Genomic DNA, 13,585 nt, shown 5'->3' on the forward strand with positions numbered 1-13,585 from the left:
ATACCGGACGCGGCAGTCGCGTCCGGCTGGAGGGGGTCAGAGCGCGTAGTGGCTCAGTTCGCGGGCGATCAGCAGGCGCTGGACCTCGCTGGTGCCTTCGTAGATCTGGGTGATGCGCGCATCGCGGTAGTAGCGCTCCACCGGGTAGTCTTCCAGGTAACCGTAGCCGCCATGGATCTGCATGGCGCTGGAGCACACGCGTTCGGCCATTTCCGAGGCGAACAGCTTGGCCTGGGAGGCTTCGGACAGGCACGCTTGACCGGCGCTTTTCAGGCGCGCCGCATGCAGGACCATCAGGCGGCTGGCGTTGAGCCGGGTGTGCATGTCGGCGAGCAGGTTGGACACGCTCTGGTGCTCGATGATCGGCTTGCCGAACTGGACGCGTTCACGGGCATAGCCCAGGGCAGCCTCGAAGGCGGCGCGGGCGATACCCAGGGCCTGGGCGGCGATGCCGATGCGGCCGCCTTCCAGGTTGGACAGGGCAATGGCCAGGCCTTTGCCGCGTTCACCCAGCAGGCTGGCCTCGGGGATGGTGCAGTCGTTCAGGGTCACCGCGCAGGTATCGGAGGCCTTGATGCCCATCTTGTGTTCGCTGCGGTCGACCACGAACCCGGGGTTGTCGGTGGGTACCAGGAAGGCTGACAGCCCCTTTTTGCCCAGTTGCGCATCGGTGACGGCGAAGACAATGGCCAGCCTGGCGCGCTTGCCGTTGCTGACGAACTGCTTGGCGCCATTGAGTACCCATTGGCCGTCGCGCAGTTCGGCACGGGTACGCAGGTTGTGCGCTTCGGAGCCGGCCTGTGGCTCGGTCAGGCAGAAGCAGCCGATCGCTTGGCCACTGACCAGAAGTGGCAGCCAACTGTCCTGCTGCGCGGGGGTGCCGTATTTCAGCAGGGGGCCGCAGCCCACCGAATTGTGGATGCTCATCAGCGCGCCGAGGGCACCGTCGCCGGCCGAGATTTCTTCAACGGCCAGGGCGTAGGCCACATAGTCGGTATAGCTGCCGCCCCAGGTGTCCGGTACGACCATGCCCAGCAGGCCCAGCTCGCCCATCTGCGTCACCACCGCGTCATCGATCCAGCCAGCCTTCTCCCAGACTTGGGCATGCGGCGCGACTTCGCTGCGGGCGAAAGTCGTTGAAGAAGGCCTGCACCCGGGCAGGTACCAGCTCTGCCAGGGTTGGCGGGTTCCAGCGTGGGCACTTGTCCTTGTCGATGATCAGGGCGCGCACACCTTCCATCAGGTCGCTCTTGTCGAACCACTGGTAGTCCAGGTGCAACTCAAGGGCGAAGCACTCGGCCAGGCTCAGGTAACGACCACGACGCAACAACTCAAGCGTCGCAGCCATCGCCAGCGGCGAGCGGCTGTCGAGCAGCTTCACCGTCTGCTCGGCCCAGTCTTGCAGCTCGGGGCGTTGTTCGCGCTGCAGCGCGGCGTGAATGGCCGGGACATCGGGCAAGGCGAAATACTCGTCGATCGCCTGGCGACAGGCCTTGAGCTCGGACCCGGCAAGACGCTCGGCGGCCATGTCGGCGAGCAGGTCCTGCAAGTCTTCATCGGGCGCTGCGGTCCAGTTCAGGTGGTCGAGACAGGCATCCAGCTCGGCCAGCCGTTCGCTGGGCAGGTAGTAGTCGGCAAGGTTCGCATAGAGGGCATCGGCGGCACGCACCTGGCAGCCGGTGAGCCCCAGATAGGTTCCCAGTTCACCCGGCAGGCGCGGCAGGAAATAGCTGCCACCGACATCGGGGAAAAACCCGATGCCGACTTCCGGCATGCCCATCCGTGTGCGCTCGGTAATCACCCGCAGCGAGGCGGCCTGGGCCAGGCCCATGCCGCCACCGAGGACGAAACCATCCAGCAGTGCCAGCACTGGCTTGGTGTAGCCATGCAGGTACTCGTCGAGGGCGTACTCCTCCTCGAGGAACAGCTCATGCTGGTTATCGCCGGCCTTGTAGCTGTCGTACAGCATGCGGATATCGCCACCGGCGCAGAAGGCCTTTTCACCGGCGCCGCGAATGGTCACGGCGACGATCTCCGGGTTCTGCTCCCAAGCCCACAGATGCCGGCAGAGCAGGCGCACCATGGGCAGGTCCAGGGTGTTCAACGCGCTTGGCCGATTCAGTGTCAGGTGGCCGACGCGGTTGCGTACGCTGGCCAGCACCGAGGCTTGCTGCTCGCTCATGCTCAGGCTTCCCCGCGGAACAGTTTGATGATGGCGGAGAAGTCCAGGCCGCCGTTACCTTGCAGGCTGAAGGTCTGGTACAGCTGCTGGGCTACAGCCCCGAGCGCGACCGGTTGACGCGCATGCCTGGCCGCTTCGGTGGCCAGGCCCAGATCCTTGAGCATCAGGTCGCTGCCAAATCCGCCGCTGTAGCCGCGCGAAGCCGGAGCGTTTTCCAGTACACCCGGGAACGGATTGTTGATCTCCGAGCTCCAGCAGCGACCGCTGGAGGTATTGATGATCCCGGCCAGCACCTTGGCGTCCATGCCCAGGGCCACACCCAAGGCCATGGCTTCGGCGACGCCGACCATGGAGATGCCGAGCAGCATGTTGTTGGCGATCTTGGCCACCTGGCCGTTGCCTGCGGCGCCGCAGTGCACGATGTTCTTGCCCATGGCCGAGAGGATCGGCAGGGCCTGGTCGAACACACTGTCCGGGCCGCCGACCATAAAGGTCAGGGTGCCTGCCGCCGCGCCGCCGGTGCCGCCGGATACCGGCGCGTCGAGCATCGGGTTGCCTTGGGCAAGGGCGTATTTGGCCACCTCGCGGGTGCTCAGCGGGTCGATGGTCGAACTGTCGATCAACAACACGCCTGGACCAATATTGGCCAGCAGGCCGTCCTTGCCGCGATAGACCTGCTTCACGTGGTCGGCGGTCGGCAGCATGGTGATGATCACCTCAACCCTGGCCTTGGCCACGGCGGCGGGGGAGTCGGCGGCGCTGGCGCCGGCCTCCACCAGAGCGGCGACCGCCTGGGGGAAGGGATCAAAGACGGTCAGGCTGTGGCCGGCCTTGAGCAGGTTGCGGGCCATTGGGCCGCCCATGTTACCGAGGCCGAGAAATCCGATATGCATGTTGGCTACCTTTTACGATAGGGGGCAGTGGCGCAGGAAATCCTGCGCGCGCTTGTCGTCGGCCGACGCCATGCGCCGGCCGGCAAAGGTCATTTCAGGGTGATGGTGGTGTTCACCGCGCCGCCGGTGTCGTCCTCGTCGAACCAACGCTGGGTGATCGTCTTGGTCTGGGTGTAGAAGGTCACCACTTGCTTGCCGTAGGGGCCCAGGTCGCCCAGCTTGGAGGCGCGCGAACCAGAGAAGGAGAACAGCGGGACCGGTACCGGGATTGGCACGTTGATGCCTACCTGGCCGACGTCGATCTCTTCCTGGAAGTGACGCGCGGCAGCGCCGGAGCGGGTGAACAGGGCAGTGCCGTTGCCGTTCGGGTTGGCGTTGATGATCTCGATCGCCTCGTCCAGGTTGGCGGCGTGCATGACGCACAGCACCGGGCCGAAGATCTCTTCGCGGTACACGGACATTTGCGTGGTGACGCCGGAGAAAATGGTCGGGCCGACGAAGTTGCCATCCTGGTAGCCCGGCACGCTCGGGTTGCGCCCATCCAGTTCGAGCCTGGCGCCTTCTTCGATGCCACTGGCGATCAGACCGTTGACGCGCTCCAGGGCGGCGCAGGAAATCACCGGGCCGATGTCGGTGCCCGGCTCGGTGCCGCCATTGATCTTGAGGGTCTTGGTTCGTTCGATCAGGTCCGGCAGCCAGGTCTGCGCTTCACCCACGAGGATCACCACTGGCAGGGCCATGCAGCGCTGGCCGGCGGCGCCGAAGGAGGCGCCCAGCAGGTTGTTCAGGGTCTGCTGCCGGTTGGCATCGGGCAGGACGATGGCATGGTTCTTCGCGCCCATCATGCATTGCGCGCGCTTGCCGTTCTGGGTGGCGCGGTTGTAGACGTGGGTGCCGACCTTGGTCGAGCCGACGAAGGACACGGCCTTGATGTCCGGGTGATCGCAGATCAGGTTCACCGCGTCGACGCCGCCGTGGATGACGTTGAGCACGCCCTTGGGTACCCCGGCCTCCAGCGCCAGTTCCACCAGGCGCATGGTCACCAGCGGGTCCTGCTCGGACGGCTTGAGAACGAAGGTGTTGCCGGTGGCAATGGCCATCGGAAACATCCACAGCGGGATCATCGCCGGGAAGTTGAACGGGGTGATGCCGGCGCACACGCCCAGCGGTTGCAGCAGGGTGTAGGTGTCGACGCCGTTGGCCACGTTGTTGGCCAATTCGCCCATCTGCAAATTGCCGATGCTGGCGGCGTGCTCGACCACTTCCAGGCCGCGGAACACGTCACCTTCGGCATCAGGCAGGGTCTTGCCTTGCTCGGCGGTGAGCAGGGCGGCCAGTTCCTTGATGTTCTCGCGGATCAGCTGCTGGTACTTGAGGAAGACACGAGCACGGGCACCGATCGGGGTCTTGCGCCAGGTCTTGAAGGCTTGCTTGGCGCTGGCAACGGCGGCGTTCATTTCCTCGGCGGTGGCGAAGGGGACGCGGGCCAGAACTTCCTGGGTGGCCGGGTTGACCACGTCGCGCCACTGGGTGCTGCGCGATTCGACGAATTCGCCGTTGATGAGAAGCTTGACGCTGGGAACGATGGAAGAGGTCATTTACGGGTCCTGCCTGCTTTCTTTAGGTCGAATGAGGCCCCTCGGCGTGGTTGGCCGAGCGGTCGGGTTTGGATTCGGGAGGGCCGGCGAGCCGGCCCGGGGTTCAGCCTTTGAGTTGCGGGAAGTCTTCTTCGAAGTATTCCTGCGGGCCACGTGCGTCGCCCTGGCGGCGCTGCATTTCCATTTGCCGCAGTTCCACCCGGCGGATCTTCCCGGAGATGGTCTTGGGCAACTCGCTGACAAATTCGATGCGCCGTACCCGCTTGTAGGGCGCAAGGTGCTCCCGGGCGAACGCGAAGATGCTGCCGGCCAGTTCGTGGCTGCCCTGGGCTTCATGGGCCAGGATCAGATAGGCCTTGGGCACTGCCAGGCGCACCGGGTCGGGGCTTGGCACCACGGCCACTTCCATCACCGCCGGGTGCTCGATCAGCGCGCTTTCCAGCTCGAAGGGGCTGATGCGGTAGTCGGAGGCCTTGAACACGTCATCGGCACGGCCGACAAAAGTGATGTAGCCCTCTTCGTCGATCTGTGCGGTGTCGCCAGTGCGGTAGTAGCCGTCACGCATCACTTCGGCGGTCTTTTCCGGGCTGTCCTCGTAGCACAGCATCAGGCCGAGTGGACGTACGTCCAGTGGCAGGGCCACTTCGCCTTCGTTACCCGGCACGCCATCAGGATCGAGCATGGTCACCCGGTAGCCCGGCAGCGGACGGCCCATGGACCCCGGTTTGAGCCGCTGACCGGGCGTGTTGCCGACCAGTGCGGTGGTTTCCGACTGGCCGAAGCCGTCGCGCAGCAACAGGCCCCAGGCATGCAAGATCTGCTCGATGATCTCCGGGTTGAGCGGCTCACCGGCGCCCACCAGTTCGCGCAGGCGCAGGCGAGTCTTGTAACTGGCCAGGTCTTCCTGGATCAGCATTCGCCACACGGTCGGCGGCGCGCACAGGCTGGTGACGCCGTAGCGTTCCAGCACGCCGAGCAGGGCTGGCGCGCTGAAGCGTGCGGCGTTGTGGATAAAGATGCAGGCGCCGGCATTCCACGGTGCGAAGAGGCAACTCCAGGCGTGCTTGGCCCAGCCCGGGGACGAAATGTTCAGGTGCAGGTCGCCCGGCTGCAGGCCAATCCAGTACATGGTTGAGAGGTGGCCGACCGGGTAACTCTGGTGACTGTGCAGCACCATCTTCGGCTTGGAGGTGGTGCCGGAGGTGAAGTACAGCAGCATCGGGTCGGTGGCCAGCGTGCGACCCTCTGCTTCGAACTGCTCGGAATGATCGCTGGCGGCGCTGTGCGGGATCCAGCCGGCGGGGGACGGACCGACGCAGATGCGGCTGCAGCCTTCACCCAGCCCGGCGAACTTGTCGACATGGGCGCTACCGACCACCAGGTGGGAAACATGGCCACGCTCGATGCGGTCGCGCAGGTCTTCGGGGGTCAGCAGGGCGGTGGCGGGAATAACGACGGCGCCGAGCTTGAAGGCGGCCAGCATGGTTTCCCACAGGGCGACATCGTTACCGAGCATCAGCAGGATGCGTTCGCCGCGGCGCACGCCGAGGGCACGCAGGTGATTGGCCACCTGGTTGGAACGCGCTGCCAGTTGCTGGAAGCTGTAGCGTTGTTCGCTGCCGTCCTCTTCGACGATCCACAGGGCATTGGCCTGGTTGCCCTCGGCCATGGAGTCAAAGTAATCCAGCGCCCAATTGAATTCGCTCAGCTGCGGCCAGCGGAAGTCACGCACGGCGGTGGCGTAGTCGGTACGGTGGGCCAGCAGGAAGTCACGAGCGGCCAGGAAGGGTTGGCAGTTGTTGTTCATTGGAGTCTCCCGAGACACGCGCGGGTACCTGAAAGTGGGGAGACGACGGCAAGCAAGAATGGCTTCACGGTGGGTGCCCTGTTTATTTTTATTGGGACTGACCTGGTTCATGACCAGGCGGTTGAATCGAGTATAGGCAGGCATAAATCAAATAAGAATGCTCAAAAAGTCCCGTGCGTTGTGCAAAAAAGCACAGGCTTGCGGCATCCCTGATGCGCCAGAAATGCATAAGGCGGGCGCTGCCCGCACCGTCAAGCGATGCAAACAGCGCCCGCCTTGTGCGGGTACTTACCAGAGCGCCAGGGTATAGCTGAGGATCAGGCGGTTCTCGTTGAGATCGTTACCGAAGTGAGCGGTGCGCACCGTGGCGTTGCGCCACTTCAGACCGAGGTTTTTCAGCGGGCCACTCTGCACCACGTAACCGATGTCGGTGTCGCGCTCCCATTCGTGGCCGTCGGGCTTGCCGACGCCAAGGTCGATGCTGTCGCCGGACAGGTAGCGGGTCATGAAGGTCAGGCCGGGAATGCCGAGTGCCGCGAAGTTGTAGTCGTAGCGCGCCTGCCAGGAACGCTCGTCCTTGTTGGCGAAGTCGTTGATCTGCACGAAGTTGACCAGGTAGGCGTCGCTGCCATTGACGTAGGCAAAGCCGGTGTCGCCGCTCATGCGTTGGTAGCCGAGACCGAAGGCATGGCCGCCGAGGGCATAGGTGAACATGGCGCCGAAGGCGTTGTTGTCAATGTTGCTGTTGCCATCGTCGGTGGAGCGGGCGTAGCGCAGGTCGCTCTTGAACGTCTGGCCTGCGCCCAGCGGCAGTACGTGGACCAGACTGAACTGGTGCTGGTGGTAGAAGTCGTCCAGGCCGCCGTAGTTGTAGCCCGTGTTCAGCCGGTCGTTCCACTGGTAGGCAAGGCCGGCGAAATTGAAGGCGTCGCTGCGGGCCTGGCCACTGACAATACCCTTGGCGCCGGTGGTGGTGATGGCCATTTTCTCGTAGTCCGAGGAGTCGCGCTGGTTGACCCGATCCACGCGCCCCGCATCGAAGCTCAGGCCTTTGATCTCCTGAACGTTCAACTGGCCACCGCGAAATGTTTGCGGCAACAGGCGCGAGTCATTGGCCAGCAGCACCGGCAACTTCGGGGTCAGGGTGCCGAGCTTGAGCACGCTATTGGACGCTTTGAACTTGGCCGTCAGGCCGAGTTCGCCATACTCGTCCTTGGCGCGCTTGGGCGGCTCGTTATCGCGTTTGAGCAGGCCGGAGCCGGCGCGATCGGGGCTGGAATCGAGCTTGACGCCGAGCTGGCCAAGAGCGTCGATACCGACGCCGATCATGCCGTCGGTATAGCCGGATTCGTAGCGCAGCAGGAAACCCTGGGCCCATTCTTCTTGCTTGGACTGAGCGGCATTTGCCTGACGGAAGTCGCGGTTGAAGTAGAAGTTGCGCGTTTCCAGTCTGGCCGTGCTGTCTGCCAGGAAGTCGGCGTGAGCCTGTGCGGCGAGGCCGCTGCCGGCCAGGAACAGGGTGAGGGTGGTGGGTTTCATTGGATGCCTTTTGTTGTTTTTGTTGTCGACGAGCCGCTCCCACGCAGTTTGCAGTTGGTGAGGGAAGGGCGCTGTTGGGGTGCCCTGCGCCGAGCGGCGCAGGGCGGGCGTAAAAAAGCGCGAAGCAAAGGAGCGGACTCGCGCTCGGGGCGTCAACCCCGGAAAAAGCAGCGTCAGTGACTGCTGGCCATGGCAGCTCCAAGGCCGGTCTGGGCACGGACGAACTGGTCGGCATAGGCGGCGCGTTCGCGGTCGGCGCGTTCGCTGCGGTCAAGCCTGGAAGCGACCACTATGACCAGGAAGGCCAGTGGCATGGAGAACAGCGCCGGCTGGTCGTAAGGAAATAGCGCCTGGGCATGACCCAGTACACCGACCCACACCGACGGCGAGCCGATCACCAGGGCCAGGGCGCTGACCAGGCCGGTCAGGCCGCCGTAGAGGGCGCCGCGGGTGGTCAGACCACCCCAGTACATGGCCATGATCAGTACCGGGAAATTCGCCGAGGCGGCGATGCCGAACGTCAGGCCGACCAGGAAGGCGATGTTCTGGCCTTCGAACAGAATGCCGAGGGAAATCGCAACGATGCCCAGGCAGACGGTGGCGATGCGCGACACGCGCATTTCCTTTTTCTCGTCGGCGCAGCCCTTCTTCAATACCGAAGCGTAAAGGTCATGGGAGATGGCCGAGGCACCGGCCAGGGCCAGGCCGGCCACCACTGCAAGGATGGTGGCGAAAGCCACGGCAGAGAGGAAACCGAGAAACAGGTTGCCGCCCACCGCCTTGGCCAGGTGCATGGCGACCATGTTGCCGCCGCCGATCATGGCTCCGCCGAGCTTGCCGTCGACGTAGTACTGCGGATCTGTGCCGACGATGACGATCGCGGTATAGCCCAGGACGCAGACCACCAGGAAGAAGAAACCGATGAACACAGTGGCGAACAGCACCGATTTACGCGCCTCCTTGGCATTGGGCACAGTGAAGAAGCGCATCAGGATGTGCGGCAGGCCGGCAATGCCGAAGACCAGACCGAGGGACAAGGACACCGCGTTGATCGGGTCGGCCAGCAAGGTGCCCGGGCCCATGATCTGCACGCCGCTGGCATGCACGGCCACAGCCTGGGCGGCCAGTGTCTCGAAGCTGAAGTCGAAGCGACTCAGGGCCATCAGCACCAGGGTAGTGCCGCCCGCCAGGAGCAGGACCGCCTTGGTGATCTGCACCCAGGTGGTGGCGAGCATGCCGCCGAAGATCACATAGACCAGCATCAGCAGTCCGACTACCACCACCGCCGTGCGGTAGTCGAGACCGAACAGCAGTTTGATCAGTTGACCGGCACCGACCATCTGCACCACCAGATAGCAGCACACCACGGTCAGCGATCCAAGGGCGGCGAAGCTGCGCACGCGGGTTTGATCGAGGCGGTAGGAGACGATGTCCGCGAAGGTGTAGCGCCCCAGGTTGCGCAAGCGCTCGGCCATCAGGAAGGTGACGATGGGCCAGCCGACGAAGAAGCCGATGATGTAGACGAAGCCGTCGTAGCCCTTGGCGAAAACCAGGCTCGACAGGCCCAGCAGAGTTGCCGCCGACATGTAGTCACCGGCGATGGCCAGGCCATTCTGGAAGCCGGTGATACCGCCACCGGCGCTGTAGAAATCGGCGGCGGAGCGGGTGCGTCGTGCCGCCCACCAGGTGATCAGCAGGGTGGCGAGGACGAAGACGAAAAACATGCCGATGGCGTGCAGGTTGAGCGGTTGCTTCTGCGCAATGATGGGCTCGGCATGGGCCAGCACAGGGCTGAGGGCGAGAAGGGCGGACAGGCGTTTCATGCGCGGGACTCCTGGAGGATCTGCGAGCTGAGTACGTCGAAGCGGGTGTTGGCTCTGTGCACGTACCAGGCGGTGAGCAGCCAGGACAACAGGATGATCGTCACGCCGATTGGCATGCCGAGGCTGAGGTGGCTGCCGTCGTACAGCGGCAGGTGCAGCCAGGCAGGGGCGAAAGCCACCACCATGATGAAGCTGTAGTAGATCGCCAGGACCGCGCCGCTCAGTGACCAGGCCAGCAGTGCACGCTGGCGCGCCAGGCGCTGGAACTTGGGGTTGGCCCTGACCAGAGCACAGGTCTGGACGTGGGTCGGATGGTCAGTCGTCATGGTGAGGCTCCGCATTTCTAGTTGTTTTTGTTGTTCGGCCTTTTGAGGGGCGTACGGGTACCCGGGTAGCGACCCGATGCGGGACGCCACCTGAATGCTGATGTGCTGGAGTTACTGCCGCCCGGATGACCTTGCGGTGGAGAGAGGGCGGTGCAGGAGGGCGGGCCAACGGCAGACGAGAATCGTGGCCGCGATTGCGCTGTTGCGCAGCTGCTTGTGTCCGGCGTGAAAGCCGGTGTTTATCCATGCGTTCATGCTGTCAGCCCTCGATATTTATTATTGGGGTGGGGGGCTTTCCTGGCCTGAAAACGACGCTGGCCAAGCTGGGTGAGATGCGAGTATATAAGTGCATATTTCCCATATGTATTGGCAGAAAAGCCCGATGGATATGCAAAAAAGCACAACGCAGAATCCGCTGAACTGGGACGACATGCGTTTCTTCCTCGAGGTCGCCCGTGCCCGCACCGCCAGCGGTGCGGCGCGCCGCCTGGGAGTGGACTACACCACGGTGTCGCGGCGCATCCGCGCCCTGGAGCAGTGCCTGGGCGCTCTGTTGTTCGAGAAATCGCGAACCGCAGGCTTCGTCCTGACCGTGGAGGGGCAGCGTCTGGTCGGCCACGCCGAATCCCTGGAAAGTACGCTGCTGGTAGCCTGCGAGCAGGTTTTCGGCACCACCGGGGGACTCTCCGGGCACCTGCGTATCGGCTGTACCGAAGCCTTCGGGACCTGTTTCATCACTGCGCAGATGAGCCACTTCCTCGAGCACTACCCGAATATCTCGGCGGATATTTTGCCGGTCCCGCACTTCATCAACCTGTCACGGCGCGAGGCGGACATCGCCATCACCCTGGAACGGCCCGAGCGCGGTCCCTATGTGTGCTCGCGATTGTGCGACTACCGCCTGCGCCTGTATGCGACGCCGGAGTATCTGGCCAATCATCCGCCGATCGGCTGTCGCGAGGACCTGGCCGGCCACCCGTTCGTGACCTACGTCGAAGACCTGGCCTTCAGCTTCAAGCTGCTCTACCTGAACGACCTGATGCCCGGCGCCAACAGCCGTCTGCGCAGCACCAGCGTGGTGGCCCATTACCACGCAGCCCTGGAAGGACGGGCGCTGGCCATCCTGCCTTGCTTCCTTGCCGGCCCCGATCCCCGCTTGTGCGAAGTGCTGCCGGATGAAGTGGAGGTCACGCGACAGTTCTGGATGTACTACAGCGAAGATCTGCGCAAGCTGAAGCGGGTCACCCTGGTGGCCGAGTACCTGCGCGCCAGCGCGGAACTGAATCGTCCGTTACTGATGGGCGAGTCACGTGTGATGAGCTATCTACCGTCACCCTGAGGGGCGAGTTGTGCAGCCAGAAGTAAAGCGAAGTACTGGTTGGCGAAAAGACTTGAAAACAGCCGATCACACCTGACCGGTTGAATCCACAACCCATTGCAGACACTCAGAAAACGCTAAGTCATGTTTTAAGTCCTGAGTTTCTAGAAAGCGCACTGGTTAGCCATTACGTTGAAAGCTAAGCAGATGACGTCAGCTCGCAAAGTGGCGACCTCTGATAAGGCCGCCGTTCATTGCCTGATTAACTAGTTACCAGCTGGCATCGGCAGGTGAATCCCCTCTTTCTGCAATTCTTCTCGAACCGACTGGAATTTCTGGTATTTGGACAGTTCGATCGGCCCGTCATAGGTCATGCTTTGCATCTTGCGTGGAGGGTATTTGATGTAGGTCTGCATGAGCTTGCCGATCGCCTGACTGATCGGCACCATGGTCCAGGTACGCTCGGTAAAGTTGTTCATGAACAGGTCATAGCGCTCTTGCGGGTCCTGCCACAAGTCAAAGACTTGCGGCACGGTGGCCACGTATTTTACTGCGCCTTTCCATCCTAGGTTAGTGTCCACGGCCAGACCACCGGTTGCCGCGCCATCATCGCCGCGCAGGTTGAACACGGCCTTATAGTTTCCGACACGGGCCGCACCCGGGGACAATTCGTTCTCGGTGAAATAGAACCACTCCTTGCGCGGCGAAGGGCCGTTGCCAGTGAGTACTGGCGTCATATCATAGCTGTCGAAGATGATTGGCTGACCCTCGCGATCTTTCTCGGGCAACTTCACGCCAGCCACAGAGGCGAACGTCGCCATCAAATCCAGGCCACCGAGAATCTCGTGATTTTTCGTGTCCGGCTTGATCTTGTCTGGCCAGACGGCAATGGCTGGTACCCGATTACCGCCCTCACGCACTGTACCCTTGGTCCCGCGAAATGGGGTGTAGCCGGCATCCGGATAAACATCCTGCCAGGCCCCGTTGTCCGTGGTGTAAACCACCAGCGTGTTCTTATCCAGCCCGAGCGCCTTGAGCTTGTCCATAATGCGGCCGATGTGAGTATCGAGTTCGACGACAGAGTCGGCGTACTTGGACTTGGACATGGACTTATGAATGAACTCCGGTGCTGGCATGTTCGGCTGGTGCACTTTCATGAAGTTGACGTTGATGAAAAACGGCTTGTCCGATTTGGCCGCAGTGTCGAGAAACTCCAGCGCGGCTTTTTCGACATAGTTGTCAAAGAACGGAATGCCGACCACGCCGGGTTTGCCATCTACGACTGGCGTGTCCACGTACTGACCGTTGACTTTGAATTCTTCGACCGGTTTTTCGCCCGCCTTGCCGGATAATGCGCCTTTGGTCACCTTGGTAAACATCGCGCGGGTTTCCGGATCCATGTCGGGGAACCATTCTGGATCGGCGTAGGTGTAGGCATTGAGGTGATACAGGCCGACGTATTTCATCACGTCATAACCTTGCGCATTGGGAAGGGCATAGTCGGCTTCACCCAAATGCCATTTACCGGTGAAATAGGTGTCGTAGCCACCGGTCTTCAGCACCGAGGCCAGCGTCCATTCGGCGGCCGGCAAGCCACCGCCCTGGCCCTGGAAGGCCACGGTCGTCATGCCGCTACGATTGGGGATGCGCCCGGTTTGCATGGCTGCCCGGCCAGGTGTGCAGCTTGGTTGCGCATAAAAAGAGTAAAAAGTGACGCCCTCTGCTGCCAGCTCATCGATGCTGGGCGTAGGCATGCCTCGACCGACCCCACCGCCGTAGGGGCCGAGGTCGCCATAACCGGTGTCGTCGGAGACGATAAACAGGATATTGGTTTTTTCTGTTTGTGCGGCTTGGGCAAGACTGTTGAGCGCTAACAGTAACGAACAGGCAACGTAGAACCTGGAGCGATGTGGGAGCCTTTTCATAGTGGCTTTCCTTTATCGAGTGTCGATCCTTGTTGCTGCTACTCAAACATCGAGTTCGCAACGACCAGAATCCTGGTGTGTTATCCCCCCAACCCTGCCCATGGACAGTTCAAGGGGGTCAACTAACCCAGCGATAGAACTCCCGTTACTACTCAAGGCGCCCGCAATAGCCTA

At 62.6% G+C, this 13,585-nt stretch carries 10 protein-coding genes; 1 reads left to right on the forward strand and 9 read right to left on the reverse strand.

The features are described from left to right. Window positions 1–36: 36 nt before the first annotated feature. The 8 genes from AC1D1M_RS28110 to AC1D1M_RS28145 form a co-directional block, all read right to left on the reverse strand. Window positions 37–1,161, reverse strand: coding sequence for an acyl-CoA dehydrogenase family protein (locus AC1D1M_RS28110; RefSeq protein ID WP_477778237.1), 1,125 nt, complete (start codon window positions 1,159–1,161; stop codon window positions 37–39). Continuing rightward, the gene (locus AC1D1M_RS28115) at window positions 1,070–2,182 is read right to left on the reverse strand and encodes an enoyl-CoA hydratase/isomerase family protein (RefSeq protein ID WP_477778197.1); all 1,113 of its coding nucleotides are present in this window, start codon (window positions 2,180–2,182) and stop codon (window positions 1,070–1,072) included. Before AC1D1M_RS28115 ends, AC1D1M_RS28110 begins: the two co-directional genes overlap by 92 nt. Window positions 2,183–2,184: 2 nt before the next feature. Continuing rightward, window positions 2,185–3,075: a 3-hydroxyisobutyrate dehydrogenase gene (mmsB, locus tag AC1D1M_RS28120; protein WP_477778198.1), complete on the reverse strand. Its 891-nt coding sequence runs from the start codon at window positions 3,073–3,075 to the stop codon at window positions 2,185–2,187. Window positions 3,076–3,164: 89 nt separating this feature from the next. Continuing rightward, window positions 3,165–4,673 (reverse strand): CoA-acylating methylmalonate-semialdehyde dehydrogenase, encoded by a 1,509-nt coding sequence (locus AC1D1M_RS28125; protein ID WP_477778199.1) that lies wholly within the window; start codon window positions 4,671–4,673, stop codon window positions 3,165–3,167. Between the two features lie 103 nt (window positions 4,674–4,776). Further along, entirely contained in the window at window positions 4,777–6,480 is a 1,704-nt protein-coding gene (locus AC1D1M_RS28130) for an AMP-binding protein (RefSeq protein ID WP_477778200.1), read from the reverse strand. Window positions 6,481–6,768: 288 nt separating this feature from the next. Next, complete coding sequence (locus AC1D1M_RS28135; RefSeq protein WP_477778201.1) at window positions 6,769–8,019, reverse strand: OprD family porin; 1,251 nt, start codon at window positions 8,017–8,019, stop codon at window positions 6,769–6,771. Window positions 8,020–8,192: 173 nt separating this feature from the next. After that, complete coding sequence (locus AC1D1M_RS28140) at window positions 8,193–9,842, reverse strand: cation acetate symporter (RefSeq protein ID WP_477778202.1); 1,650 nt, start codon at window positions 9,840–9,842, stop codon at window positions 8,193–8,195. Further along, window positions 9,839–10,168 (reverse strand): DUF485 domain-containing protein, encoded by a 330-nt coding sequence (locus AC1D1M_RS28145; RefSeq protein ID WP_477778203.1) that lies wholly within the window; start codon window positions 10,166–10,168, stop codon window positions 9,839–9,841. The genes AC1D1M_RS28140 and AC1D1M_RS28145 overlap by 4 nt, the downstream gene beginning before the upstream one ends. A 388-nt stretch (window positions 10,169–10,556) precedes the next feature. Between AC1D1M_RS28145 and AC1D1M_RS28150 the strand changes: the two genes are divergently transcribed. Further along, entirely contained in the window at window positions 10,557–11,507 is a 951-nt protein-coding gene (locus tag AC1D1M_RS28150) for a LysR family transcriptional regulator (RefSeq protein WP_477778238.1), read from the forward strand. Window positions 11,508–11,752: 245 nt separating this feature from the next. Here AC1D1M_RS28150 and AC1D1M_RS28155 read toward each other — a convergent pair whose 3' ends face one another. After that, entirely contained in the window at window positions 11,753–13,411 is a 1,659-nt protein-coding gene (locus AC1D1M_RS28155; RefSeq protein WP_477778204.1) for an arylsulfatase, read from the reverse strand. Between the last annotated feature and the right edge of the window lie 174 nt (window positions 13,412–13,585).

This window comes from Pseudomonas sp. P1_F7, from assembly GCF_056405655.1.